We start from the raw sequence: 24,902 nt of genomic DNA, 5'->3' as shown, positions 1-24,902 counted from the left end.
CGTCAGGCTTCGTGTTCCGGCTTGAAATCGGTTTCCCATGCGGGGCCGAGATCGGTCAGCTGGGCCTCGATGGCTTCCACCTCGAGCCGCAACGCCCTGTTGGCAGCAAATGTCAGCTCGATCACGCCTGAAGGCGCGTCGCCAACAATGAAGCGGATCGCCAGCAGGGAAAGCACGTCGTCCTTGAAACGGCGGTCGATACCGGTTGCCTTGAGGCTTTTCACCCGGGCGAAATGCAGCGCCGTGCGCCGGCGTTCAAAACTGCGGTGGCGCTTGCCATCGGCGGCCAATTCCCAGACAAACCGGTTGACGGCCAGAACCAGACGGCTTTCGGCTGGCAGATAATCGATATCGGCTATTTTCAGCACCGAATCCTGCAGATGCGCAGAAAGGATTTGCAGATCTTCCTCATCAAGCGCGATGAGTTTGAGAGTGTCCATGTCTACCCTTTGCATAACTTTTCAGGACCACGGCGCGCGAAACACGCCATGCTCCCTTCCCTGTTAGAGGAAAGTTCAGGCAAATGGAATTCTGCTGTCAGGAGAAAGTGCACCAGCAGTAAAAACAGCCGGGAATCAGTCGCTGATACGCTCGACAACCGCACCGCAACGGGACAGTTTTTCTTCCAGACGCTCGAAGCCGCGATCAAGGTGATAAACGCGGTTGACCGTCGTTTCGCCTTCGGCGGCCAGACCGGCAATAACGAGCGAAACCGATGCGCGCAAATCCGTCGCCATGACCGGCGCGCCCTTCAAACGTTCCACGCCTTCGATCTTGGCCGTTTGCCCCGAAAGCGAGATTTTCGCCCCAAGGCGCGCCAGTTCCTGCACGTGCATGAAGCGGTTCTCGAAAATGGTTTCGGTGATGTGGGACGTGCCTTTGGCCTTGGTCATCAGGCCCATGAACTGTGCCTGCAGATCGGTCGGGAAACCCGGGAACGGCTGGGTGGTCACATCGACCGGCATGATGCCATGGCCGTTGCGCACAACACGCAGACCGGAATTTGTTTCGGAAATTTCCGCACCGGCCTGTCCGAGCGTCTCCAGTGCCGCGCTGAGGAGGCTGGCATCGGCGCCTTCGAGGATCACGTCACCACCCGTCATGGCAACGGCCATGGCGTAGGTGCCGGTTTCAATGCGGTCGGGAATGACGCGAACCCGCGCACCGGAGAGGCTGGTCACGCCCTCGATGGTGATGGTCGGCGTGCCTGCACCGCTGACGCGGGCGCCCATTGCATTGAGGCAATCGGCGAGATTGACGACTTCGGGTTCCTGTGCGGCATTCTCGATGACGGTTTCGCCCTTGGCCAGGGTCGCGGCCATCATCAGCACATGGGTGGCGCCGACCGATACTTTCGGGAAGGTGAAGCGCGTGCCGACGAGGCCGCCCTTGGCGCTGGCCTTGACGTAACCGTTTTCAATGTCGATGTCGGCGCCGAGCGCCCGCAGACCGTCGATGAACAGATCGACCGGACGCGTGCCGATGGCGCAGCCACCCGGCAGCGATACGGTCGCAACGCCCATGCGTGCCAGAAGCGGCCCAATGACCCAGAAACTGGCGCGCATCTTGGACACGAGTTCGTAGGGGGCGGTCGTATCGACAATATTGCGGGCAGTGAAGTGGATCGTGCGGGAATAGGCGCCGTCCTGGCGTTCGCGGCGGCCATTGACCGAGTAATCGACGCCATGATTGCCGAGAATGCGGATCAGCTGCTCCACATCGGCCAGATGCGGCACGTTTTCGAGCGTCAGCGTATCATCCGTCAGCAGAGACGCGATCATCAACGGCAGGGCCGCATTCTTGGCACCGGAAATCGGGATGATGCCATTGAGCTTATTACCGCCAACAATCTTGATACGATCCATAATGTGTCACTTTCGCGGGGATAGACCCGTCCTGTCGTTGAGACCCTTTGCAGAGCCGGTTGATCTAAACCATCGCAGAGAATGGTTCAAGAAATGCTTCGATCGCAGCGCGACCGGTCAAGATTCCGAAGACGGGGTATCGGAGGATGTCTGTTCTGCGGCGGTGATTCCCTCGTCCCGATCATCTGCAGCCCCGGAGCGCCGGGAACGTATTTGCTGTTTTCGGCGTGCCAGATTCGCCCGCAATTGTTCTGAACGCCGCTTCTCACGGCTTGTTTGCTCGGAATTCGGGTTTTTCGAAGACGGCGATGTCATAAGTTATCTTTCAAAATCCGTGCGCCCCAACGCGGCTTTTATCCACGTAAATACAGGGCTTTTGGCAAATACTGATATTTTGCCCAAGAGATTACAATTGCTTGCTTGCGATTTGAGCAATGATATGGCAGAAGTCCGCCGCGTTCGCAAATCAGCTGCGGTAGCTCAGTGGTAGAGCACTCCATTGGTAATGGAGAGGTCGAGAGTTCAATCCTCTCTCGCAGCACCAGTTTTTCCCCTTTATAATCAGACACTTACAAGAGATTTCAAAGGGCTGTCTGTGTCTGTCTACGTGTCTTGGTGCTGCGATCCTGCACTATTCCGGCACTCTCTTTACGCAAGCCGCCAAATGTGCGTAAAGTTTTTCCGAGCAAAGAGGGCTTTGGGAATGCGCGCACTCACCGATACAGAACAGCGAAACCTTGCAACGAATCATTTTGACCGTCTGGATCAAAAAGCGCGGGCGCGCAGATGGGTGGCCAAATCAGCCCCGCCGAGCGCCGAAGAACTGAAACGCGGCGGTCTTGAGCTGGACGCCATCTGCGCGTTTTTCGCCCTTCTTTTGCTGCTGCCGATTTTGCTACGCTAACCGCGAAGGCCGGAACATGCTTCCGACCTGTGGCCGCAGGGGCGTCCGAAGACGTTGGAACATGTCTGGGAGTTGCCCGACATCCTCCAAAGTCTGTGTTGGATCAGTCGCCGCAATCGTTGGCTGAACGCTTGTAAGCTCCGGCGTCGGCAAGAGGCCATCCACAGGTTTTTGATCCGGCGGCTGATACAGGGCGTTTTTGACGGCCCCGCCGACTTCACCGACAAGACCAGACAACAGCCCCGCAACAGTGCTTTCACCCGAACCGCCGGACGAAGGCGCAAACGGTATTGCGCCGGGCGTCTGCTGCGGGTTGAACATCGCTGAAAACGCACTCTGAGACATGTCTTGCGCGGCGGGTGGAGGTGTGAACGTATGGGGCTGATCCTGCACGGGGGCCGCGTTCACTGCAGCCGCAGACACATTCGTTGCGGGCGACGGATTGACCGGAATATTGACCACGGGCGCGTTTGATTGCGGAGCCAAGGCGTCACCGGACAGCGATGCCCGGATCATGTCGTCAGTATAAAGATTTCCCGAATTGCCGTGTTCCTGAACGATCAAGCCGCGCATGAAGCGCGCCGCACGTGTCGGATCAGTCAATCCAATATCGTCATTCGGGCCAATTCCGGCACTCCGGGCAACGTTGGCCGCAGCATCATAGTTTCCGGGCGTCCAGCCCATATTCCCGGCGATCATGGCGTTTGGCGTTGTCTTGCCGCCCTGATACTTTTTCAACAAGAGCCGATACATCGCGCCCATACCCGCCTCTGGGCTGGAAAAGACCGCTTGCGGGTCGCCCTGATCAGTATTGACGGATGGGCCGACAATGCCCGCGACCTTCTGCCCCACATACTTAATGTTGCCGGGATTGTTGTTCCGCATCCCTGCAGGCAGTTTCGACCGGGTGTATTCGTTCGCCAGAACTTCGGCTAGAGTGGCCATTATTGACGCTCCTGATTAATTACTGCCGACCGGCCCGCCTGCCCAACGAGGCGCGGCAACAGACGATCCGCGAGTTTCGGGGCCTTGCTGGCCAACATTTCAGCAAACTTCTCACTGGCCACTGCCCGACCGGCCAAATGTCCGGCTGTGAGGGCTGTAAGCGTCGTTTTGGGCGAAGACAGCAACCCGGCAGCCGCAGTGCCGGTCATCAAGTGACCAGCGGTGCCAGAGGGATTACCGGTGCGCCCACGTTCCCGGAAAGCGGTCGCAGACATGGCAAGATCGTCCAGCGCCGACATTTCGTCACCGGCGATGATTTGCTTGGACCGTGCAGACAGCTTGTTCCAGTTGGTGAGGAACGTTTCCGGCGAGAAATCCGAGGCGGAGGAACCTTGGCCCGGCTTGGCCCGGCCCATTTGTTCGATGACATCTGCCGAAATTTCCGCCCACTGATCCGGGTGCATATTGCGCCTGATCGCGTCCAGTTTTTCCGGTGCCTGCTGGCCACCCTGAATAACGGCCCTGTAGACATCGTCGCCGGACGGCATGTTGGTGATTTTCTGGGTCAGCGGAATATCGCCACCGGTATCGAGATTTCCACGGCGCTGATACAGTTCGGCTTCCGCTGACATGAGGTCATCGAAATTCTGCCGCATGCCCGCACGATCCGCAAAATCTTGAGTTGCGCCCGTTGTCGCCTTGTATGTCTGCGCCATATTGCCGCCGGGGATGCCGCCCTGTTGGGTCGCCTGCCCGATTTCAGTACGCCAAGCGCGTAGACGCGTATAATCGACGCCAAGGTTGGCATCAATTTCCGCGTTGAGCTTTTCGAGGTTGCCGTGCATGGTCTTCGCCTGCGTCTTGAGCGCCGTGTCTTGGGGCGCGTCGGCAAGTTTCTTGTTCACATCCCGAATGTTCTTGGTCAGCACCTTTTGCTGCTGCAGCATCGTCTGATGCTTGGCCGCGTCAATAGGCACGTCACGCATAGCGTCCAGATCACGGACGGCCGCATTCAGCGTAGCCTGTTGGTTTGGCGTGGACTTCGCCGACAGGGCCGCAATCTCCTGCTTTACGCCGGAGACATCGACCGCGGAGTTTGCCTTTGCGGCGCGCGAGCCGAGATTACCTTCAAGGGAGTTGATATTGGACTTGATCGTGTCCAGACCTTCCGACGCTGCATTTTGGATTTTCGTCCCGATAGTGTGACTATCCGGGATTTCATCACTCCGGTATCCGCGCATGCGCGCGGCTGTGTTCTGGACTGCTTCGCCAAACTGACCGACCTGCCTAGCCTGCTTGTTGGCCACCACACTGCCAAGGAATGGAACCGAGCTGGCGACATTTTCAGCTTTCGCAATACCGCGATTGCCGACCAATCCGCCGGACGGCTCAATCCCCTGACGCTGCAATGCACCGAGAATTTCAGCACTTGAGACACCCGTGTCCTCTGCCGTGCGCGCGCCGACGGCGCTTGGCAGCTTGGAGACACCCGTGGCAACAGCGGCAGGCGTGATACCGCCGAGGATCGAACCAAGGGTTTCACCGACAGCACCGCCGGTATCCCCTCCCACCCGTTCGCCCACCGCGCGGCCACCCGCGCCACCCACGGTTGAACCGACACCGGCAGCGCCTTCGGCAGCGAGAAGTTTCGCATAGTTGGCAGCATCACCAGCGATCCCACCAGCTCCACCGGCAGGCGCAAAAGCCCGAGACGACGCATTACCGACCGTAGACAGCGCATTGTCTGCGACCTGCACGGCACGGGAATTGCCGAGCGCATTGGTCAAACTCGCACCCTGCATCGCGGTGTTGAGCAACGCACCGCCAGCCACCGAACCGACGCCAGCGCCGGTCACTTCACCAACTTTCTCAAGCGTTGGGTGTTTTGGATCAGGATCGCGAATTGCGCCGATAGCTTCAAGACCGGCAGCGGCAGGGCCGCTTCCGCGCCATTCTTCCGGCAGGCCCACCTTATCGGCAATCCAGTTTGTCAGATGGACCGGCGCGTCAACGACACCGGCCAGACCCCGATTTGCCCCGGACAGAACAGAGTTTGTAGACCGCACGATACCGTCTTTGCCGAATTGAGCATCGCTGTTGATGACGGCTTGGTCTTGGGGCGAATGTGTTCCGCCCGGCACCCCGCGCGCATCGGGAACGTCCCAAGGCATAACATCAGGCGCTTGTGCCTGCGCCGGAGCTGTCGGGGCCGTGTCTACAGACACAGGGGCAGCCTGTTCTGTCTGGGCGGCACGGGCCATAGCCGCGAGACGACGCGCGCCCTCTGTGTCGCCCGCCGCGTCGGCGTTGCGAAGGGCTTTCATGATCCGCTCATAGTCAGCCATGTCTCAACCACCATACTTGTTCAAAAGGTCTTCATCGCTCATGCCGCCGGGCGTGGGTGTCACACTGTCTTGTGTCTGCGCAGGCTGTGTGACATCGCCCCCACCTTGTCCGGCAGGGTCAGCACCCAAGAACATCGCTGCGGCAGACCGGAGACGGCTAGGATCAACACCCCGCTTGAGCAGAGCGTTGTAGTCCAGCTCGAATGCCCGACGAATGCGCTGCTGACCCTCCTGCCGGACCTTTTGAAGCCGTTGCAGGTTGAACTTGAGCTGATCGTCGGTCTGAGACTGCTCAAGCGCACCCATGGCAGACTGCAAGAGGACGTTTTCGTTGTCAGAGACAGCGCCCAACGCGCCGCCCGTTGGGGACGCTTCACGCATCTGCTGCAGCCTGTCAAAGCCGACATTAGACTTGATGGTGTGCAAAATGCTTTTGAGGTTACTCTGGGGCGATCCCTTCACGTCGGACAGGTAATCGCCAACGCCGGTCAAGGGGATCAGCGAATTGTCAATCATGCTGATCGCACGGTTGATATCCTCGTCAACAAGGTTTGCGGCAACAGCGGATTGCTGCGCCGAAGACGCGGCTTTTGTCAGATTGCCCGGAGCTTCCGCGATTGCCTTGCCCTCAACCCCACCGCGAGCCTTGTCAAAGTTCTCTTGGTAGTTTTCTTTCTTGCGACGGCTGATCTCGTTGTCGTACTGATCGACGGTCACAATGTCTGTGCCTGTGTCGATTTCGCGGGTCTTGGTCAAAAACTGATTGCCCTCACCAAGATTGATAGGCTTGAAAACGCCCCCCTTGCTGATCTGGCCATAAGCGACAGTGCCGTCCGGCTGCTTGTACGCAACCGGATTACCGAAATACTCGCCAGCGCCACCGGTTGGGTCGTTTTTGGCGACCGCTGCCCGGTCGGCCTCGCTCAAGACAGTCTTGTTGTCCGGGAGTTTGTCCAGCGCGGCGCTCGCGCCAATGCGAATGCGCGTCGGATCGGTGCCGAACAGCATTTCATTGTTGCCGAGCATCATGCGCTGCGCTTCCGCAATCTTGTTCGGGTCTGCGCCTGGCATGGCAAGGGCAGCCGTGCGGCCCTGCGCATCAAACAACGCACCGGTGCTGTCTGGGATGGTTTCCCGGCGTGTCTCCATGGGCTGCTGCGGGCCGAAAGTGGTGGTTTCCGGCGTGTGAGACTGAATATACGCGTCCTTGAAAAAGTTGCCGTAGGCCGAACCAAGATCGTTTGCCGCGCCCATCTGGCTCTCAAGCAGCGCGTTTTTCTGCTTAATGCCGGTGGTTTCTACGCCTGTCTTGGACACGGTCGCAGAGTTAAGCGCCTGCTTGAGCGCGTAATCCCGATTGTCAGACAGAACCGACTGTTCGTATTCCTGCCGTTTGATATCGGCGGCTTGCTTCGCCAAGTCCATCTGCTGGCGAATACGGTAGGCGTCGGCCTGATCGCGCAGGCTACCGCCCTCGCCACCACCTCCCATCGCCTTCGCAAAGAGGGAGCCAAGCCCGCCGTCCTGTACAAAAATCTGTGGCATCCCTGTGTCTCCTTATGCGCCGAAGAACGATCCAGCACCGGCCTTGTAGGCACCCTGTCCGATAAGGTTGGTTGGAAGGCTTCCGAGCATTCCCGCAATCTGGCCACCGCCACCGCCGAAATACTGGACCGGGTTAACAGCCTTCGCTGAACCATATGCAGACAGCGAACCGCTGCGGATATTGTTCGCGAGGTCAATCTTGTTCCCGGTCTTCTGCAAGGCATTTTGCGTGGCCATTTCCAGACCGCCGGACGATCCGCCGAACGCCTGCAAGCTGGCAAGCGCCTTGATACGATCCCGCGCCTTGCTGGTCGCATCGGCAAGTTTCGCGCCGAGGGCATCGTTGAATACCTGCGATCCGCGCTGCTGGCCGGAAAGCAAAGCATCAGACACGTTGATGTTATCCACGGGCTGCTGCAGCTCTTGGTTCAAACGGTTGGCCTCGTTGGCCTGTGTCTGGACCATCGCTTCCGGGGCAATCTCTTTCAGACCTTCAACGCGAGCTGCATCGGCCTGCATACGCGCGGCGTCCTGCCTACTGGACTCCTGCAAACGCTGCTGGCGCTGATAGTTGGCCCAATCATTGTTGGCCTGTTCCTGCTTTTTGGATGCGTTCATTTGCATGCCTACCTGCAGGGCTGTCCCTGCAAGTCCGGCCACCGCGCCCAAAGCTGCCATTGGCAAACACATGGTCTACCTCCTACCGGATCGTTGTCGCGGCGTTGCGATTGCCGCCGGTGATGATGTTGTAATAATTCCGGTCATTCCTACCCTGCTGGTAATTTCCCATACCGACGGCGGCGGTCTTGAAAATGTCTCCAAGGGGCGAATATGACGGCTGTTCGTTCTGGATTGTGCGGATTTGAGACAGGGCAGAATTTGCGCCAATGTCCGGGTTTTCTGTGGAATAGAGCTGGTTGATTGCGTTTTGCTTGGCCGAATTGATCCGCTGTTGGAGCGCGGCAACGCCTTGGTCAGCCTGAGACTTCAAGCTGGCCTCGTTTTCGGCTTTCTGGCGCACCAAATCGGACTGACTGTCTACGGCAGCCTGTGACCGCAGGATACCGGAACGCGCCAGATCAAACGTAAGATTGTCGGTCGCAGTCTTGAACTTGTCCTGCAACTGCGGCTGATAGAAGTCGTTATATGCCTTCTTATAATTTCCAAAGAAGTCATCCTGCCACGCGCCGGACGGCTGCACATTGTACTGCCCGCCAGCCTGCCCCGCTTGGAGACGACCGTTGATCAGAGAGTCAAAGCCCTGATCGCCAACATTGAAACGACCATTCTTGCCGGAATTGTACTGATTGAATTCGGCCTGATTGATGACGCCATTCTGCAAGAGCTTATTCAGGTCATAAGCCTGTGTCTGCGGCTGCTGTTGGGTCGGCTGTTTGACAGGTGCATATGATGACGGCGAACTGCGCCCGCCACCGCCGCCACTGCTGCCCCCACCGTCGTTCATGGACACGTTTTCGGACGCGCCCCAGCCGTGAGACGCCCCATATGAACCTCCCAACATCCCACCGACAGACGTAGCAGGAGCCGAGGACGCATAGAAATCTGAAAGCTGCATTGGGCCGCGCGGCGCATATTCAGTGCTGCCCGGCGTATATGTCGGCATAGCGCCGAGGGTTGGCAAAGCGGTGCCGTCAAAGAGCGCGTTGATTTCGTTGGTGCCTTTTTCAAGACGCCACCGACGCAAGTCCTCTTTATACCTCGCCTCTGCAGCCGAAGCCTTCTGTTCATTGATGGCTGATTTATTGCTGCTACCGCCGCCCATGTCTTAGAGCCTCTTGCAAGCGCCGCCCGCGTAAGGCACGAAACCACGCTTGGACAGCAAGTTGAGAAAGGATTTCCCACCACGGGGAAGGTGATTGAGTGCGTGAGCGTGAAGGTTCACGGCACCGTCGAATTTGGCTACGGCTTCCGCACCATTGATAAGCTGCCGGGGTAGCGCAGTACGACGATATTCCGGCAGGACATAGATCGCGTAGACAAGCCCGACCTTCTCGACGGTGAAATTGTCGTCATACGACACAACGACGAAGCCGGAGAGATTTCCGTCCTGATCGAACCCGGCTACCACACGGGCATAGCCGTATTCCACACTGTCCAAAAGACGGCGCTTGGCTTTCTCTGGGTCAAACGTGAGGTAGTCCCAATCCCGCGTTTCAGAGAAGAACTGCTCGACAGCGGGAAAAATCTGGTCAAGCTCATTCGGCCCAAGAACCTTGAGCTTGAAGCCGTCTTTCAGGAAGGAACTATGCTCCGGGTGTTTCAATTTCGTTGGCCTTCCAGACGTAGACAATGATGTCTTCACGGGTAGTTGAGCGTTCGCTCAACACCGCTTCTGGACGGCCTCCGAGTAGTTTCATCCAACGCTGGATGTCCACCCGGTTTGAGAGTGCCATGCACTCCGCCCTGTGAAAGCGCAGTGCTTTCAAGTGAGGTATCATATACCTCAAAATATGCTTTGTGATCAATAGCAATGCTTCGTTCCAACGCACTGTCCCAAACGCAAAAACAGTGCAAACGCCGGGATACTGACCGCCGCAGCCCGCACCGAAAATCGCAACCGGTTCGCCGTCGTCTGCCAGCACCGCCCAAGACATAACGCTGTGATACAGAACACCCGACGCAACGATTGCGAGGTTGTAGACTGGCAAGATGGCCTTGAACTCGTGCTGATCGGCGTCGCGCAGATTGTGCAGCACGTGCCAAAGGTTGATTTCGTCTACCGGGACAAGACTAGCCACTTTCAGCATCCTCATAATGGATCGCCAAGTGAGCGAGGGTTGCAGCCGATTTGCTGGTCGTTTCCGCCCGGATCGCAATATGGGAGCCGAAGGCGTCAAAGGTGAAATCGCCGTCCATGAAGGTCGAACCAACAGCGGACCCGATAAATTCCTCCGCGCTCAAGTCGCGATAGTTGGTGTTGACGTAGAATTTCCACGTCCCCTCGCATGCCGCGTCGATACCTTTGAACGTCTTGAAAGAGGCTGGACGGTCGGCATTCATGAAAGGCGTGAGAATTTCGGCCTTGGTGGCGTCATAGGTGTCTGCGCCGTATCGATAGATCGTCCCGTCGTCGGCCAGCAAAGCAATATCGTTGTCCACAACGGTCGCGGCCACGGTCGTAAAATTCGGGGTGTATGTTGACCACGCTGTCACCTTGGGGCTTGGAAACAACGAAAGGACAAGAACGCGGTCGCCAAAAATCAACCAGAACCGGCCCGTAAGTGGTTCAACAAGGCTGATCGCGCTCGACAGGTAGTCCTCTGTCTTGGTCCGCCGGAGTTCATCATAAAGCAAATCAATGGGTGAACCGATGTCCGAGACAGCGGCAGCCTGTGAACTATCGCGCGCCCGGAGCGAACGGATGCCGCTGTCTGAAAGATACAGGATATCACCGTTGCCGAACTGCTTCACAGACAGAGGCGAGCGGGTGCCAGCGGCGCGCAATACCTGCATTTGCTGATATTTCAGCGGGTCTGGGTCAACGTTCCAGATCTGAGTTGAGCGCCGAGACATGACGGCCAGCGTGTCATAATAGATTTCGAGGCCGATCAGGTCTTCTGCTTCTGCATCTTGCGTAGACAAATTGATGAAGCCGGAGCCTGTCCCCTTCCAGTCGGCCGGATTTCCCAACGCTGAAAAGTACAATTCCCGGCCCAAGACACCATGGATTTTCTGGCGGTATGTCCTGATGCTCCTGCCCTTGCCGTCCGGCACCCGATTGCCAGCATAGAAATGCTGGACATTCTTGTTGGTGTCTTCACAGACAACGTACAAGTCGCCGTCGAAGATATCCCAATCGAGAAGCTTGACCAGCTGATACGCGGTGCCAGTTTGGAGCTGCATCACCTTATATTCCGGCGATGCAGGCTGCGCGGTGTTGCTGAACGTGTAGAGGTTCGGACCGAGCGCAGCCAGACCGAAACAACCGGCGGGGACTTTGCCGTGCGCAACAAATGCCTTGCGCTTCTGGATTTCGCCGCCGGGGGTGACATGCGCATTGATGATACGCCGCAGCGTACCCGCCGGGGCCGTCACGGGCGATTTGCGAAGATCAAGACCGGCGGAAAAATCGTGGACAAGGAAATAGGGCATCGGTCAGCCCCCACGCGGGATATAGTCCAGATATGGACGTTTCGTGGGGCGCCCGTTGTACGGGTCCACACCACCCAAAACGACGGTCCCGGTCTTGTTGGAAACCGAGCGTGTCTTGAGCCGCCGCAGCAAATCCTGCGCCTTCTGCAGCTTGATCTGCGCGTCTTCTGATTTGGACTTCGCAAGGATTTCGGAAGCGACGAACAGCACGAGCATTGTGCCGTCTAGAGTGCAGCGGTCGCTTTCTGCAACGAAGGGCGCAAGCGCTTTCGTTCCCCAAAGCCGGACTTTCCCGTCCGTCGGCGGAACAGGCCAGACCTCGAACTGCGCGTTGTCTGGATCGAAATTCCAACGTTGGACAGGCGAAGCGCGCGTAGGGTTGTCCGTGTCTGTGGAATAGACCGAGTATTCAGCATCGCCAATACCGTAAGGCACAGCACTCCAAGTTGTGCCGTTGAGATAGTGAAGATGCAGCGTATGTTCAAAGCTGAAATCAATCGGGAAATCATACGTCTTGTCTCCGGCATGGAGTAACACGTCCCTGTAGACATAGAGCTGCGGCCAATCACTCGCCTCAAAAAGCTCTGTCTGTGTCCGGCGCAATAGGTATTGGATTTTCTCGCGGGTGTTCACACCCTGAGACACGCTCATAGAATGCCCGCACTCTGCACGGACATCCTTTACAAGCTGACTGAGCTGAACACCGCGAGCCATGGATTAGACCCCTGTGCCGCCGCTCTGACCGGCGAACGGGTCAATGCCTGCGCCTTCGGTGTCCGTCGTGTCTTCTGAGACAGTTTCGGTCTTCGCCTTGGTCTTCTTTGGTTCTGAAACCTTGGCAGTCTTGAACGTCGGGTCCACGAATTCCATCTGCGGATTGCGGCCCGGATACACATCCTCGACAATCGCGCCATACTTCTGCAGAAGGCGGGATTTTTCAGCCGCAGCTGTGGTTTCAACTTCGTCACAGACAGCAAACGACATGATGCACTGTTCGCCGTGAACTTCCTGCAAAACTGCGATTTCTGGCCAGCTCACCGGATTACTGATCGACCGGTTGACCACGTTCGTAATGTCTCCGGCCAATGCGATCAGTGCTGTAGCCATGTGCATCTTAGTCATGGGGGTGGTTCCTGTTTGGTTTCGGGAGATGCCCTGTCGCCTTTCGGCGGCAGGGTTATGTCTGTAATGTCGTCTTAATTAACCAACATTACTTGATGTCGATGACAAGCGAGCTGTCAAACTGCTGCGCGACGAGCTGGCCGGTCGCAGTCAACGAGCGGTACATGACAAATTCGTCCGGTGCGCGTTCCGGCGAATGGCTGCGCCGCCATTCGTTCTGCATCGCCTGCAGGGAGATTGCGCGCCCATCCAGCCAATATGCGCGCTTGGACTTCCCAAGAACGTCAAGGGTCGGATCGTATTCGATGGTCGTTCCCTTGTAGTTGAGAGCGCCCATGGACACGTCACCGCCCTGCGAAAAGCCGGTCTGGGAGTACAGACCGTTGGCCCGCATTTCCTTTTCCATCGCACCGATGAAGTCGGAACCGGCGAGGAACTTGGTCGGCTTGCCGCCGAAGCGGATGAGCTGACGGAACTCGCTGTCCAGAACGGTCAGGAGCGCACCGCCGTCCGCCGTATTGGAGGTGATTGCATCACCGCCATGCGCAGCGAGTGCCGGGGTGGTCGCAACCTTCGCGCCGAAAGCCGCGGTACGTGCGCGGTTGCGCATGAATGCGTAGTTGGCACGATCAAGACCGCCGACAACGCCAACCGACGGATCGTCCGAAATGAGGAACTGGACGCCCGCAAGCGCCTTGGCATCTGCCGAGCCATCACCCCAGAACAGGTTGTTCATGGTGATAGCGTAGCGTTCGCCCATGTCGAAAAGCTTGGTTTCGAGCAATTCGATCAGTACCGTCATTTCACGGCTGGAGTGCTTGCGCAGCTGTTCGCCGGACGTATCCATGACGGAAATACCGTCAATTTTCAGTTCGGTGTGCGTGAGGGTGATACCGATGTGGTGTTCACGCCACGGGAAGTTAAGGCGCTGGTTATTCGCAGGGGTGTAGAAGACAACCTTGTCGTTGTGGGTGTAACCCTTAACGCCATCATTCACGCCGCCAGCGCCGTAAGTGCCGATCACGCCGAGCGAGATATTGCCCTTGCCGCCGGGGAAAGTCTTTTTCGAACCTTCCAGCCAGTTCAGAAGGGGTTTCTTCTGCAGGGAGAGCTTGAAAGCATCACCCTTGTTGAAATAGAAATCGAGCGCCGAAGCGGCGATTGAATTGAGTTCACCAGCCGTAAAAGCCATGGCTCTGTCTCCACATTACTGTGCAGCGCGAAGTCCCATAAACGCCGCTTCTGCGAGCGAGCGTGGTTCGGGGACTGAGCTGCCGTTGGACCGTGTGCCACTTGGGGTTGTCGCCGTTGGACGTGGACGCGGCGCAAACTGCTTCGCGTAATCATTGGCCCGGCGGTATGCCTCTTTGGCCATGTCCAATGCCTGATTGACATCGCGCGGCGCACCGCGTTCTGCCAAAATGGCGCGTGTGAAATCCCGAATGGCTGCTTCTTTGTGCTTGTAGTCGGGGTCCGAGGCTTTGACTGAGTTCTCCCACGAAGTAACCGTGTCTGCGATGGTGTTCGCATTCTGCTCAATGAGGGTGCGCTGTGACGCTTCCTGCTGGACTGATGCTGTCCGGGCTTCACGAGACAAACGCTCGTTATGCTGGACAAGCTCAAGACGCTGCCGCGCAACATGGCGCGCGCCGTCTTCGGTCATATGCCCGTTCAAGACTTGCTCGCGGAGGTCTTGCGGCAGGGTATGCCCCATATACTCCTGTGCGAGCTGAACATAGGGGGCGACACCTTCCAAGAATGTCTTGAAATCGCCCTTCTGCAACGCGGCACCAAGACCCAAAAGGGTCGTGAAGCTTTCGTTGTCGATGTTGCTTTCTTGAAGATACGCATTGAGGCTTTCAGCCGCGCGGGCCGGTGCCTCAAGAGTCTGCACCCGCACGGCCTGCTCTTGGAGAGCGCGGACCTTACGGCGCGTCTTTGAGTTCATCCGCTGAAATTCCTTGGAGGAAATATCAAGCGACTGACCATCATCGACGGTTTCAGCCTCGTTATCTTCGTCGTCTTCCGGGTTTTCGACCGTCCCTGCAGGTGATCCCTCCTTTTTGGCAGCGGTTGCTGTCGGGTCGGCTTCCTGTTTGTCGGTTCCCGCTTTCGCGGCATTCTGATCCTTGGACACATTGAGAAGGTCGTCGCCTTCCTCTGTGATTTCCAAGTCCGGCACGGCTTTCGTGACGAACTCCAAGAGGCTAGACGGCTCCCCGCCGTTTGCGTCCGAGGATGTCGAAGTGTCGGTTGAAGCCGCAGGGGTGTCTGAGACAGTAGTCCCGGTGTCTACCGTGAGCGTATCGTCCCGAACGGATGTTTCCTGCGTATCAATCTCAAGTGACATTAGTGTCTCCTGTCTTCGTCGTTATTGTATAACATTGTCTTCTGCAAAAACCAACATTGCAGACACTAAGAATTTTGCATCGGTGTCTGCGGTGCTGAAACCATGTCTGGGCCATTGGCTCCGCCCGGCCTCTGCGGCTGTGTCCCGTTTGAAGCCCCCTGCGCGCCCTGCGCATCAGGAGCTTGCGCCGGGTTTGATGTCATCCCGGCGGCGATGGTGCGCATGGAGTTCATCGCTGTGATCGAAGGCATCTGCGCAGCAAAGGCTTGAGACAGATCAATCCGGTCATCCAGACGCTTGATCAGTTCGCGGGCCATAAATTCCGGGTCAATGCCGGGGATTTGCATAAGCAGAGGCACAAGGCGTTCTGCATTCTGGATTTCCTGCGCCTTGTTCGGGCGTCCCGTCGAACCGGCCTCGACCTCAAGATAGATTTCCTGCGCCACATCTGCCTTTGACATGGTGGGCCAGATTGCACCCTGCCCCGCGATTTTCTTCGCAGTTTCCTCGGACATTTCCAGCAAGAGAATTTGGCCGGACGCACGGAAAAGCTGTGTCAGAAGGTCGTCAAGATCATCAATGTTGGAACCAAGGCTTGTCATGCGGGAACTTTCCGCAATTTGGGACTCGGTGGCTGTCGCTCCGGCGGTCCCGCCGAGATTGGCTTCCTGCATGCCCGTCACCCGGAGACTGTCTTCATAGACAGAATTTGTCTCATAGAGGTTCGGGTCAATGGGTGGACCCTTGAAGGGCTGCAGCAAGTCTTCAACCTTCTGACCCGGCGCAAGCCCCTCAAGCTCGATGATCGCGTTGTTTGGGTGGTTCACGAGCTTTTCCTTGTCTCCGGTAGACAAGAACCCGGTGGCCGTGAGTGTCTTTGGACGCGCTGCAATCCGATGTTCGCGGATGCCTTGGCGCGAACGATTGATTTCACCCTGCATATCGCGGATCAACCGAACGTCAGAAGGCGGGAAAATCCGACCCTCCGCGTCACATTCATTGGGAACGAAGGGGAACCAAGGCCAGAACCGTTCAATGTAGACTTCGGGCGCTGCCGGTTTGCGGAGGAAATCCGGGTAACCGTCGCAGATGTGGAACACCAAGCCTTCCTTGCGGGAATATACCTCCCAGACAAGAGCCGTGCTGCAATCGCTATCGTCCGGCATGGAGCCATCCGTGCGAGCCATGCGGCGCTCTACTTCCGAGGTCGTGTCGTCGCCTTCCTTGCGATATCCGGTATAGCTGCCGGACACGTCCACGTCGTAGATTTCCTTAATCTCGTCAACAGACAGCGCATATTCCTGCGCGACCCAATCCGCGCCAAGAAATTCGCGAAGATTGAGTGTCTTGGGGTCAGGGATAATCGCAGTGCTGTTCGGATAGTCGTAGACAACGCCCTCACGCACAAGCACGTCCTGCTGTTTCTGCGCAGCCTCAATTTGAGCCTGCAGGGCGGCAACTTCCGGGCTGTTTTCGTCAATCTTGCCGTCAGCAAGGTCTGCCGACCGGCGCTGCATGCTCGAAAGCTGCTGCGTCATGTCTGCAATCGCCGCTTCTTTGTCCGGGTCGCGCTTCATGACACGCTGGTAGCCGATTTTGACATACCCGACGCCGGATGTGACCGCCCGCCGAACAAGGAGCTTCATCATGATCTTGAAATCGTGCGCCTGCTCTTGGATCGTATAACCCTGCACAAGTTCGAGCGTCCGGGCGATGGTGTCCAACATGCTCGACTGCTGCCGGACATTTTCCGCGTCCTGTAATACGCTTTGAGCCTGCTGCATCTGCGGCATGGCCTGCATTCCAGACATGATAGACCCCATGGCCCCCACCATGTCGCCAGACTGCATCTGCTGCATGAGCGTAGGCATCATCTGCTGCATCATCTGAATTTGGGTCTGGGCTGTCTGCAGCGATTGGTTCGTACCATCCCAGACAGTGTGCAAAATCTGTTCGCGCCGCCGCGCAACAGCCTTCGGATTTTTGGCATAAAGAGCCGCGACACGCTGCTGCACGTGGCGGAGCGTGATGTTCGCAACATACTTATCGGCGTTGTCGCTTTCGGCTTTTGAGCCGTTCAGCTCTTTCTGACCGTCCCACTGCAGGCCATACGCAAATGTCTGGTCTTCACGCATGCGGGTAAAGTCAGGCTTCCAGTGCTTTTTGCCAGCAAGAACCTTGTCTTGCCATGTCTTCACAAGCCGCTTTTCGGCCTCGGTCGCTTCCTTGTCCGGCTCGCGCTTCATGCCGGACGATGTGTCGGCAGCGTCCGTCTGACCGCCCAAAATGGACTGCTCAAGAGTGTTGAGGCTTACGAGTTCTTCGGTGTTGTCCATTTTACCAGCCTTTCGTATCCATTTTTGCGCGGTCGGCGGCTTGCTGGCGCTTGGAACTTTCCTTGAGCCAACCATAAGTCATGCGGGATGCTTCGATTTTTGGAGCCGTTGCCGTGACGTGCCGCTGCTGCATCAGGCCCATGCCGATGTATGCGAGCGCGTCTACGAAATCGTCGTGAAGGCCCTGCGGGAACTTCAAAAGCTCATTGCGGGCGTCTCCCCACCACTTGGCGAAGGCCGGGAAATAGATTTTCCCCATGGCCATGCGGGCATGAATGGGCTGTGCGCGAGCAACCTTGTCTTGCGTCGGCGTGACTTCAATGACAGCCGCGTAGGTGCGTGTCTCCAACATGCGCTTGCGCAGGAACGGCCCAATAGACTTTGAGATGTGGCCGCGCTCCGCCCACCAAAACACAGGTTTGTAGTGCTTCATGGTGTGGAGCATCGCTTCTACAACCTCATCTGTCGGCGCGCGTTTCCAGTAGATGTCTGGCATTACCCATATATTGTCTTCTTTGTCTACTGCAACAACCAACAGACATGTCTTGTCACGATTTTGCTGTGTGGAGACAGCATGGTCAGACGCGACATAGAATTTGAGTTCATCGCGTGGGGGGAGTTCCTTCATGCCGCTGTAGGTGCGGATGTAATCGACATTGAAGAACGCGCCTTCCTCCGGCGCGGGCCGACCCTGATACAGGGCTTGAAAACCGCGACTGTCGGACTGCTGGAATGACCGCAAGTACGGCTCATCAAAGCGTTCCGGCCACAATGCCTCGCCGGGCTTGCGGCCAAGAACGTCATTTTCATAGGCGAGAGCTGGCAAGTCGATGATGTGCCATTTCTTCGCCTCTGCCGCGTTGAAGCAAGGGTTTGTCGGGTCCGTCAAGCGCCCGATAAGGTCGTCTTCATGCCAGCGTGTCTGAATGATGATGATCGCGCCTGTCTTGGTCATCATGCGCGACTTGATGACTTGGTTGTACCAAGACCACAGGCTTTCGCGGATTGTCTTGCTGTCTGCCTCTTTGCGATCCTTGATCGGATCGTCAATCAGGAGGATGTGACCACCGCGACCGGTGGCGGAACCGCCCCGGCCAGTGAAGAACATCACGCCGCCCTCTGTCAGTTCAAGGCGATCAACGGCGGCAGCGCCGGATTTCAACTGCGCGTCAGGGAAAACCTGCCGGTACTGAGGCTTGTTGAGGATGTCGCGCACATTGCGACCGAAATCCCAAGACAGCTTTTCGTTATACGTGCCAAAAATGATGTGCTTGTTTGGATTGCGCCCCAAGAACCACGCCGGAAAATTGCGTGACGCAAGCTCGGACTTCCCGTGCCGGGGAGGAACGGAAATAATCAGGCGGTGGATAAGCCCCATTTCCACAGCCTCAAGAGACTTCGCAATGGCGTGGTGGTGGCGCTGATCTTGATACAGCGATCTTGTCACGTCGTCGGGGAAATCAGGTGACGGCAACATGTATTTGGTGAAGTCGATCAAGCTGGAACGCGCCTGAGTGATGCACCTTTTGCGTTCCAGCAAAGACAGGAGACGTTCTGTATCGTCCATCGTCAGATCACCGCTTTCGTACCGACATCACGCCAGTCGGTGCCGTCGGAAAACGCGACGATTGCTGTGTCTGAGACATAGACAAGGCGTCCGGCCGGAGCTGCCGCGGGCTTAGACGTAGACAGGCAGGACGGGAGCTGCAGTGCATTGCCTTTAATGTCTGCTTTATTAACCAACAGTGTTGTCACATCGCTGGTATTTGCCTTTTGTGCCAACGCATTTTGGGTATCGGTGGCATCCGCCTTGCTATTCAGCGCCGTCTGTGTGGCTGCCGCGTCGGCCTTATCGTTGAGCGCATTCGGAAGCCCCGTGACCTGCGCAATGCTGTGCGTGTGGTTGATGGCAGCTTTCCCGTTGACCTGCGACTGCATGTCATCAAGACGCGCAGCGATGCTCCCCGGATCGAGGTCAAGGCTGTTCTCCACAACGTTTTTCACGTCCCGTTCAAATCGTCCGGGCAAAGGCATATCAGCGCGCTCCTAGTTGGGTTTTCGGTCGAACGGTGAAGACATTGGAGTTGGCGCGGACCTCGCGCATGGCGTACCCAACCGGGTTGATGATCCAGCGGGTGCGGACCTGATATTGGCCCTGCGGAAGCTGGCAACGCACCGGCCACGTCCAGAAATCGAGGTCCAAACGATCCGGGAGAACATCGTCCACGTCATAGCTGTTCGTCCCCGTCGAAAGACAGAACGGGTAAAACCCCCGCGCGCCCTTCCGGTAGACCGTCACCACCCATTGCGCATGAAAGGATTTGCGGATCGTCCTGTCTGCAATCATGCCGGGTGTCTCGCCCTCGACACTGTCAAAGACGTAGACCTTAGACACGTCAAACCAGCTGCTAGCCGGCATGTTTGAGTGCCAGACGGAAACCGCCAGAATGACGAACCACCCAACAACGATGAAAGCGGGCCATGTACGCTTATGGGTCATTGTTTGTCGCTCCCTCCGCCACCCCTCCATGACCGAAGCAAGTCAAAGATTTTGGAGGGGTCGTTTGCTGCGCCGATGATCCAGCGCATGATGCCCTCGCCCGTCAAAGCGAGCAGGGCGGCAACAGGGTTGTTGTAGATCTCCGGCGGGAGCTGCAGCCAATCCAAGACCGGCGCCGTAAAATGGTAGGCGACAAAGACAGCCGCACACACAACGATGATCGAGCGGAGAAAGCTTTGCTTTTCCGACGTGAAGACACGCAATAGAGCGGCCCCGATCACCGCAAACCACCAGCTAAGGTCCAGATTAAACAGGTTCATCCCCGCCCCCAGATAGTTTTCGCGGTATGTCCGCCGAGATACAGGCCGAGATACGCAATCGTCAGGCTTGTTGCGGCGTCGATATCCGGGAGTGGAATTGCAGCCTTGAATGAGGCATTGGCCAGCGGAAAAACAATGAAGACACAGCCCCAGACCACCATGAGGAACCACATCCACGCCGGACGCCAAGCCCACGTCCAGAGACTTTCGGACTTGGACATTTCCTGCGTCAAAAGCTCATTGGTCTGTTTCTGTTGCTCGATGTAGAGCTTGAGAATTTCCGGGTTTTCGTTCGTATTCGCGACTGCCTTGTCAACCGATGCCGGGTCTTGGGCCGGGATTTCCTCCGGGGTGACACCAAGCGAAGTCGAGACGGTATCAATGATCGAACCCGCCACGCCGCCGAGCGTCGGCCCCAACTGACGGTCCAAAAGTTCTTTCACCACATCCGAGCCGGTGCGGATCGCGGCGTCCTTGATGGTTTTGAGGATTGCGGCGTCCATTACATGACCCCTTGATATGCTTTCGCGCGTTCGCTGTTCACATGCGCGCGCCAGACGAGATAGATGACCACCAAGACGCCGACGATCAGGACACCGCCCACGGCGATACCGGCCCACTGATCAGCATTGTCTACAACAGCACCGGACCCAACAGACGATCCGGTCGCAGTACCGACCGCGCCGGTTGCCTGTTTCTTGGCCGTGGCAGATGCGGATTTTGCTTCCTGTTCCAAGACGGGCTTTGCGTTGGCGGTGGCACCGAGCGCCCAAGACACTGCGGTTGCTTCAACTTCCGCGATACGCCGCGCCCAACCCTTGCCGAACGTCTTCCACGTCTTGAATGTCTGGTAAATTCCCAGACGTTTCGCGCAGAGTTTCTTGATGGTCTGGACGGGAGTGCCGCCGACCACCTTCAAGAGCTGGTTGCGCGATGTCTGCGGGCCGGAATTAACGCCATAATCAAAGGCAGCCAGGTCAACGCCTGTCTCAAGCGTGTCTCCTTTGACCGGCAGCCAATAATCAGACAGGTAAATCTCTTCCAGTTCGGCTTGCGTGATGTTTCGCAAATCCTGTTTGGTGGCGTTGGGCTTGCGACGACGGTATGTCGCGAGCGTCACGCCCTTCATGGTGGCCCCGCCGGGGTCTTTCGGATTGTCGGACCACGCACCCTCATGTTTCAGAGTGACGGCGAGACATTTCTTGAAATTGGATTTTGTCACAGCGTTGCGGCCTCCAGCCAAAGGGCGTCGATTTCTTCGGGCGTCTTGTTCACTGCCTGCCCAATGATGCTGAACAGCGGATCGACGCGAGAAAATTCGGTGACATACTGGCGCTTGCTCCGGGCAGTAGTCCGCTGCGGTTCCGGCAACGCATCAATGGCGGCATCAATCGGGGCGCGCAGGTTGTGCAGGTCAATAATCGCTTCGACACGCCATTTTTGCAGTGTCGGCATGTTGGCACGGACCTGTTCCGGCGTCGGCGGCACAAAGGGATGGATTGCGCCCCACTCTCCGGCAACACCACGTTGAAAGATATCGCGGCAATGCGCTTCTGTGTCTGCAGCGGTGGCCGCGAACGGTTGAACCCCGGACATGTGTTTGAACACCACTTTGCAGGTGAACACCGTATTGCCCGCGTCAGCCCACTGCAGATCAGTGATCGACTGAACTTCCCATGGGTTGACCAGCTCTGTGTTTGATATCTCATCCATTATGCGTACCTCAACCAAAGACCGGGAAAGGTGGTGGTTGAATAGCTCATGCAACGCCACGACCCACCACCGACTGAACTGTTTGGCGTGCCGCCACCACCGGTTGAATAGCGCAGATTTGCCCCGTTTTCTTGATCACCGGGACTGCGCGTGTTGATGGAGCTGGCGAGCGCATAGGTGCCAATTCCACCGGCCCCCAAGGCGCTAATCCTGTACGGCAAGTTGCGGTTTGAAATGAGGGTTTCAATCGACCAGCCGTCGAACATGAAGTATGGCTGATTAACGTCACCACCAACGAAGCCGCCAGACGTAACGCGATCCCGTGAGATGTAGTTTGCGCCCACGGCGCGTGCCCAATCCTCGGCGCGGCGCTCAATCCGCGCGTCAATTGCATCGAAAGCCCAAGCACTAGCCGCGCCAGTCCAAGAACCCCAACGAGAACCCGAAATGTTGCCATCTGTGTTGAGGGCGGCATTGCCGTTCGCAGCGTAGAGTGAACCGGCTGCCACAATGTCAGCTGTGGTAGTAATCCGACCGCCAGCATCGAGTTTATCCACGCTCAACGGTGCACCCGGAAGTTGGTATCTTGTGCCGTCAAAAAATAGATACTTGGTGCCCGAACTGCCTAGATATAAAACACCTGTGTTGGGCGCGGCAGTGCGGGCGGCGTAGATGTCGCCGGTCGTTTCAAGGTGGCCAATACCAAATGACAGGTTGCCCGCGAGTGCATCACCAGCCTTGTTAAGAGGCGTGAAACCCAATGCAGCCTGATAGATCGGATCGAAATAGGCTTTGAGCCTGCTTTTGATCGCCAACCACGTAAAGCGCTTGATCTTGCCGCTGTCTTCGCTGTCCAACGCAACCAGCGTGTCATTGTCAACGGGAACGGCCTTTAAAGGAGCCGCAAGCAAATCTGGCGCGGCAAGGGCGTTATCCGCCTTGGTGCCTTGTGCGGCGGTCGCAAAGTCAGCTGTGTTGGCAAGAGCGGCAGTCCCGAAAGCCGGTTTCAGCTTCACATCTTCCCAGAAGACAGAGTCGGCGAGCGTTGCGCGGTCGGCGCGATCCGCAGCATCAACCTTCCCATCTCGGTTCGTGTCATAGATCGCAACCAGCATGTCACCGCCGCCGGGGATCGTGAACCAACCGTAGTCGAAGTCCGTATTGCTCCGCTTGAGCATGGCCTGACCTGTCAGGCCACCGGCAAGGTGCGAGACAGCAATATCAACGTGCGCGGCGCTCTGGGCGGCAGCATCTTCGCTGGCCTTCGCATTGGTTTCGGACACCTTAGAGTTGGTTTCAGACGTCTTGGAGTTGGTTTCGCTGGTCTTTGCGTTTGTCTCGGACGTTTTGGCGTTCGTTTCCGAGGTCTTCGCCTTGTTCTCGGACGCCAGTGCGGCCGCAGCACTCTGTGCAGCGTTTGTTTCCGACCCCTTTGCGTTTGTCTCGGACGTTTTTGTGTTGGTTTCGCTGGTCTTGGCGTTTGTTTCGGACGCCTTCGAATTGAGTTCGGAGTTATGTGCATTGCCAGCACTGACGGCTGCGTTGTCGGCGTGTGTCTTGGCTTGACCGACATAACCTTGAAAGACGCCGTAGACATCGTCCTTCATCTGTTCGGCACCAACGGACTTGTTTGCCAACTGGCCGTCGTCGCGCTGGATCATGTTCAAACGATCAATCGTCTGATCCGAGGCGCGTTTCACTTCGCGCAGCGCAATGTCCACCTCGTCGCCGGGCAACGGCGTGTCGGCGTTGTGTGTCTGAAAGTCCGTGAATGAGAACGTGTATGTGATCTTCGTGGGAGACGCCATGGCCCGAAACCTGCTTGAGTTTTGGTAGCGTGTCGGGGTCAGTTTCGCGCTCTAGGCCCGGTATCCGCACGGCTGTCTGTCTCGGATGTCTAGCTCATGTTGGTTTTGTTGGCAATAGCGGCAGACACATCGAACAAGGCGAGGCGGAGTGAGACAGCCGAAGTTTTGGGGGTGGGGAGTGGGGGTATATTAACCCCCTACGGGGGTATATACCCCCCTCACCCACCCCCAACGGGCAAGGTTATTGGGGTTTGTGTAGTTCGCTTTGTATCCATAAAGTTTTCAAAGCAGCTTGGTATTGCTGGGTTTTTCGAGTTTTCCAAAGAGGTCAGAACGAAAAATTTTGTGCGTGTGGGGGAACACTTCCGCAGCGCGGCCAGTCAGGGGGTGGCCGGGGGTCGGGTCACGTTATAACGTGACATTGTGTCTCATGTCTGCGGCAAACTTTTGGTCACGTGTCTAGGTGTCACGACCAGCGCAAGGCAGGACACAACACTATTAATGTTGTGCCTGTCATTGATTTCATTGGGGTTATTGGTTCAGCGCAGCACTATTCGCGGCAGTACGCTTGCGAAGCTCTTGGATTTCTTGGTCGATATCCGTTTCGCTCATGTTTTCGCCTTCGGTATCGTTACGAATTGGAACGGTTTGGAACTTGCCGAGCAGCCCTTCAATCTCCGCCAAAGTGCGGGCCGCAGTGGCTTTCGCAGCCGCCGGAGCGGCCTTGTCTTCGCACACGCCCCTCAAAGTATTGATCACCAATTGCTTTAAACCGGGATTGACTACGTCTGTCATTTGGAAAACTCCCTCATTCACCCCAAATCAGGGCCAAACTGGCTAACCTTCGATAGCCGCTTTTGAAAACTTCACATGTCGCGCGTACCCGACATATTCCCCACGACGGGCTGCAACACTAGCGCCACCGTGCTTGCGGCACACCATTTGCCCGCGCATTGCCGGTTGTCCGCAGTGCTTACATTTGGGGAGGTTTTGAATAAACGTCTTATGCCGTACCGCTGCCAGCGCAAGCGGCACA

General features: G+C 57.1%; 25 protein-coding genes and 1 tRNA gene. 2 read left to right on the top strand and 24 right to left on the bottom strand.

The features are described from left to right. Nucleotides 1–2 precede the first annotated feature (2 nt). Complete coding sequence (locus AC1Q5O_RS25445) at nucleotides 3–440, bottom strand: DUF2948 family protein (protein ID WP_223611825.1); 438 nt, start codon at nucleotides 438–440, stop codon at nucleotides 3–5. Between the two features lie 135 nt (nucleotides 441–575). After that, nucleotides 576–1,865 (bottom strand): UDP-N-acetylglucosamine 1-carboxyvinyltransferase, encoded by a 1,290-nt coding sequence (gene murA / locus AC1Q5O_RS25440; RefSeq protein ID WP_223611827.1) that lies wholly within the window; start codon nucleotides 1,863–1,865, stop codon nucleotides 576–578. Between the two features lie 469 nt (nucleotides 1,866–2,334). Here murA and AC1Q5O_RS25435 point away from each other — a divergent pair. Further along, a tRNA-Thr gene (locus tag AC1Q5O_RS25435) sits at nucleotides 2,335–2,409 on the top strand. A gap of 159 nt (nucleotides 2,410–2,568) precedes the next feature. Next, nucleotides 2,569–2,769, top strand: a complete 201-nt coding sequence (locus tag AC1Q5O_RS25430; protein WP_492566877.1) for a hypothetical protein — start codon at nucleotides 2,569–2,571, stop codon at nucleotides 2,767–2,769. Here AC1Q5O_RS25430 and AC1Q5O_RS25425 read toward each other — a convergent pair. The 22 genes from AC1Q5O_RS25425 to AC1Q5O_RS25320 form a co-directional block, all read right to left on the bottom strand. Continuing rightward, on the bottom strand, nucleotides 2,761–3,654 hold the full coding sequence (locus AC1Q5O_RS25425; RefSeq protein WP_492566875.1) for a hypothetical protein: 894 nt from the start codon (nucleotides 3,652–3,654) through the stop codon (nucleotides 2,761–2,763). The two genes, AC1Q5O_RS25430 and AC1Q5O_RS25425, sit on opposite strands and share 9 nt — an antisense overlap. A gap of 59 nt (nucleotides 3,655–3,713) precedes the next feature. Then, the gene (locus AC1Q5O_RS25420) at nucleotides 3,714–6,059 is read right to left on the bottom strand and encodes a hypothetical protein (protein WP_492566874.1); all 2,346 of its coding nucleotides are present in this window, start codon (nucleotides 6,057–6,059) and stop codon (nucleotides 3,714–3,716) included. Between the two features lie 3 nt (nucleotides 6,060–6,062). Continuing rightward, nucleotides 6,063–7,604 carry a hypothetical protein gene (locus AC1Q5O_RS25415; protein WP_492566872.1) on the bottom strand — a complete coding sequence of 514 codons (1,542 nt, stop codon included), beginning with the start codon at nucleotides 7,602–7,604 and terminating at the stop codon, nucleotides 6,063–6,065. Nucleotides 7,605–7,616: 12 nt separating this feature from the next. Then, nucleotides 7,617–8,273, bottom strand: a complete 657-nt coding sequence (locus AC1Q5O_RS25410; protein WP_492566870.1) for a hypothetical protein — start codon at nucleotides 8,271–8,273, stop codon at nucleotides 7,617–7,619. A 31-nt stretch (nucleotides 8,274–8,304) separates the two neighbouring features. Continuing rightward, the gene (locus AC1Q5O_RS25405; RefSeq protein WP_492566868.1) at nucleotides 8,305–9,387 is read right to left on the bottom strand and encodes a hypothetical protein; all 1,083 of its coding nucleotides are present in this window, start codon (nucleotides 9,385–9,387) and stop codon (nucleotides 8,305–8,307) included. Between the two features lie 3 nt (nucleotides 9,388–9,390). Further along, complete coding sequence (locus AC1Q5O_RS25400; RefSeq protein ID WP_492566866.1) at nucleotides 9,391–9,888, bottom strand: GNAT family N-acetyltransferase; 498 nt, start codon at nucleotides 9,886–9,888, stop codon at nucleotides 9,391–9,393. Beyond that, a complete protein-coding gene (locus AC1Q5O_RS25395) occupies nucleotides 9,869–10,363 on the bottom strand; it encodes a hypothetical protein (RefSeq protein WP_492566864.1) in 495 nt (164 codons plus the stop codon). Before AC1Q5O_RS25395 ends, AC1Q5O_RS25400 begins: the two co-directional genes overlap by 20 nt. Beyond that, nucleotides 10,356–11,717, bottom strand: a complete 1,362-nt coding sequence (locus tag AC1Q5O_RS25390; RefSeq protein ID WP_492566862.1) for a hypothetical protein — start codon at nucleotides 11,715–11,717, stop codon at nucleotides 10,356–10,358. The genes AC1Q5O_RS25395 and AC1Q5O_RS25390 overlap by 8 nt, the downstream gene beginning before the upstream one ends. Before the next feature lie 3 nt (nucleotides 11,718–11,720). Next, nucleotides 11,721–12,431, bottom strand: a complete 711-nt coding sequence (locus AC1Q5O_RS25385; protein WP_492566860.1) for a phage adaptor protein — start codon at nucleotides 12,429–12,431, stop codon at nucleotides 11,721–11,723. 3 nt (nucleotides 12,432–12,434) lie between these two features. Beyond that, on the bottom strand, nucleotides 12,435–12,839 hold the full coding sequence (locus AC1Q5O_RS25380; protein WP_492566858.1) for a hypothetical protein: 405 nt from the start codon (nucleotides 12,837–12,839) through the stop codon (nucleotides 12,435–12,437). 88 nt (nucleotides 12,840–12,927) lie between these two features. Then, complete coding sequence (locus AC1Q5O_RS25375) at nucleotides 12,928–14,031, bottom strand: phage major capsid protein (protein ID WP_492566856.1); 1,104 nt, start codon at nucleotides 14,029–14,031, stop codon at nucleotides 12,928–12,930. Between the two features lie 15 nt (nucleotides 14,032–14,046). After that, complete coding sequence (locus AC1Q5O_RS25370; RefSeq protein ID WP_492566854.1) at nucleotides 14,047–15,189, bottom strand: hypothetical protein; 1,143 nt, start codon at nucleotides 15,187–15,189, stop codon at nucleotides 14,047–14,049. A gap of 65 nt (nucleotides 15,190–15,254) precedes the next feature. Further along, a complete protein-coding gene (locus AC1Q5O_RS25365) occupies nucleotides 15,255–17,525 on the bottom strand; it encodes a hypothetical protein (RefSeq protein WP_492566852.1) in 2,271 nt (756 codons plus the stop codon). Between the two features lies 1 nt (nucleotide 17,526). Continuing rightward, nucleotides 17,527–19,092, bottom strand: coding sequence for a phage terminase large subunit (gene terL, locus AC1Q5O_RS25360; protein ID WP_492566850.1), 1,566 nt, complete (start codon nucleotides 19,090–19,092; stop codon nucleotides 17,527–17,529). Between the two features lie 2 nt (nucleotides 19,093–19,094). Then, nucleotides 19,095–19,559, bottom strand: a complete 465-nt coding sequence (locus AC1Q5O_RS25355) for a phage tail fiber repeat family protein (RefSeq protein WP_492566848.1) — start codon at nucleotides 19,557–19,559, stop codon at nucleotides 19,095–19,097. A 1-nt stretch (nucleotide 19,560) separates the two neighbouring features. Then, nucleotides 19,561–20,025 (bottom strand): hypothetical protein, encoded by a 465-nt coding sequence (locus AC1Q5O_RS25350; RefSeq protein WP_492566846.1) that lies wholly within the window; start codon nucleotides 20,023–20,025, stop codon nucleotides 19,561–19,563. Next, nucleotides 20,022–20,345 carry a hypothetical protein gene (locus tag AC1Q5O_RS25345; RefSeq protein WP_492566844.1) on the bottom strand — a complete coding sequence of 108 codons (324 nt, stop codon included), beginning with the start codon at nucleotides 20,343–20,345 and terminating at the stop codon, nucleotides 20,022–20,024. The genes AC1Q5O_RS25350 and AC1Q5O_RS25345 overlap by 4 nt, the downstream gene beginning before the upstream one ends. After that, nucleotides 20,342–20,848 carry a hypothetical protein gene (locus AC1Q5O_RS25340; protein ID WP_492566842.1) on the bottom strand — a complete coding sequence of 169 codons (507 nt, stop codon included), beginning with the start codon at nucleotides 20,846–20,848 and terminating at the stop codon, nucleotides 20,342–20,344. The genes AC1Q5O_RS25345 and AC1Q5O_RS25340 overlap by 4 nt, the downstream gene beginning before the upstream one ends. Then, nucleotides 20,848–21,567, bottom strand: coding sequence for a glycoside hydrolase family 108 protein (locus tag AC1Q5O_RS25335; protein WP_492566840.1), 720 nt, complete (start codon nucleotides 21,565–21,567; stop codon nucleotides 20,848–20,850). Before AC1Q5O_RS25335 ends, AC1Q5O_RS25340 begins: the two co-directional genes overlap by 1 nt. Continuing rightward, nucleotides 21,564–22,058, bottom strand: a complete 495-nt coding sequence (locus AC1Q5O_RS25330; RefSeq protein ID WP_492566838.1) for a hypothetical protein — start codon at nucleotides 22,056–22,058, stop codon at nucleotides 21,564–21,566. Before AC1Q5O_RS25330 ends, AC1Q5O_RS25335 begins: the two co-directional genes overlap by 4 nt. Continuing rightward, nucleotides 22,058–23,866, bottom strand: a complete 1,809-nt coding sequence (locus AC1Q5O_RS25325) for a hypothetical protein (RefSeq protein WP_492566837.1) — start codon at nucleotides 23,864–23,866, stop codon at nucleotides 22,058–22,060. Before AC1Q5O_RS25325 ends, AC1Q5O_RS25330 begins: the two co-directional genes overlap by 1 nt. 531 nt (nucleotides 23,867–24,397) lie before the next feature. Further along, entirely contained in the window at nucleotides 24,398–24,661 is a 264-nt protein-coding gene (locus tag AC1Q5O_RS25320) for a hypothetical protein (RefSeq protein ID WP_492566835.1), read from the bottom strand. Nucleotides 24,662–24,902 lie beyond the last annotated feature (241 nt).

The organism is Phyllobacterium sp. MT110 (assembly GCF_058792715.1).
This window is presented reverse-complemented; position numbering and strand designations above follow the sequence as displayed.

Excerpts from the sequence above, each read along its gene's own strand:
- AC1Q5O_RS25445 (WP_223611825.1), bottom strand. The coding sequence starts at position 440 with ATGGACACTCTCAAACTCATCGCGCTTGATGAGGAAGATCTGCAAATC.
- murA (WP_223611827.1), bottom strand. The coding sequence starts at position 1,865 with ATGGATCGTATCAAGATTGTTGGCGGTAATAAGCTCAATGGCATCATC.
- AC1Q5O_RS25430 (WP_492566877.1), top strand. The coding sequence starts at position 2,569 with ATGCGCGCACTCACCGATACAGAACAGCGAAACCTTGCAACGAATCAT.
- AC1Q5O_RS25425 (WP_492566875.1), bottom strand. The coding sequence starts at position 3,654 with ATGCGGAACAACAATCCCGGCAACATTAAGTATGTGGGGCAGAAGGTC.
- AC1Q5O_RS25420 (WP_492566874.1), bottom strand. The coding sequence starts at position 6,059 with ATGGCTGACTATGAGCGGATCATGAAAGCCCTTCGCAACGCCGACGCG.
- AC1Q5O_RS25415 (WP_492566872.1), bottom strand. The coding sequence starts at position 7,604 with ATGCCACAGATTTTTGTACAGGACGGCGGGCTTGGCTCCCTCTTTGCG.
- AC1Q5O_RS25405 (WP_492566868.1), bottom strand. The coding sequence starts at position 9,387 with ATGGGCGGCGGTAGCAGCAATAAATCAGCCATCAATGAACAGAAGGCT.
- AC1Q5O_RS25390 (WP_492566862.1), bottom strand. The coding sequence starts at position 11,717 with ATGCCCTATTTCCTTGTCCACGATTTTTCCGCCGGTCTTGATCTTCGC.
- AC1Q5O_RS25385 (WP_492566860.1), bottom strand. The coding sequence starts at position 12,431 with ATGGCTCGCGGTGTTCAGCTCAGTCAGCTTGTAAAGGATGTCCGTGCA.
- AC1Q5O_RS25380 (WP_492566858.1), bottom strand. The coding sequence starts at position 12,839 with ATGACTAAGATGCACATGGCTACAGCACTGATCGCATTGGCCGGAGAC.
- AC1Q5O_RS25375 (WP_492566856.1), bottom strand. The coding sequence starts at position 14,031 with ATGGCTTTTACGGCTGGTGAACTCAATTCAATCGCCGCTTCGGCGCTC.
- AC1Q5O_RS25370 (WP_492566854.1), bottom strand. The coding sequence starts at position 15,189 with ATGTCACTTGAGATTGATACGCAGGAAACATCCGTTCGGGACGATACG.
- AC1Q5O_RS25365 (WP_492566852.1), bottom strand. The coding sequence starts at position 17,525 with ATGGACAACACCGAAGAACTCGTAAGCCTCAACACTCTTGAGCAGTCC.
- terL (WP_492566850.1), bottom strand. The coding sequence starts at position 19,092 with ATGGACGATACAGAACGTCTCCTGTCTTTGCTGGAACGCAAAAGGTGC.
- AC1Q5O_RS25355 (WP_492566848.1), bottom strand. The coding sequence starts at position 19,559 with ATGCCTTTGCCCGGACGATTTGAACGGGACGTGAAAAACGTTGTGGAG.
- AC1Q5O_RS25350 (WP_492566846.1), bottom strand. The coding sequence starts at position 20,025 with ATGACCCATAAGCGTACATGGCCCGCTTTCATCGTTGTTGGGTGGTTC.
- AC1Q5O_RS25345 (WP_492566844.1), bottom strand. The coding sequence starts at position 20,345 with ATGAACCTGTTTAATCTGGACCTTAGCTGGTGGTTTGCGGTGATCGGG.
- AC1Q5O_RS25340 (WP_492566842.1), bottom strand. The coding sequence starts at position 20,848 with ATGGACGCCGCAATCCTCAAAACCATCAAGGACGCCGCGATCCGCACC.
- AC1Q5O_RS25330 (WP_492566838.1), bottom strand. The coding sequence starts at position 22,058 with ATGGATGAGATATCAAACACAGAGCTGGTCAACCCATGGGAAGTTCAG.
- AC1Q5O_RS25325 (WP_492566837.1), bottom strand. The coding sequence starts at position 23,866 with ATGGCGTCTCCCACGAAGATCACATACACGTTCTCATTCACGGACTTT.
- AC1Q5O_RS25320 (WP_492566835.1), bottom strand. The coding sequence starts at position 24,661 with ATGACAGACGTAGTCAATCCCGGTTTAAAGCAATTGGTGATCAATACT.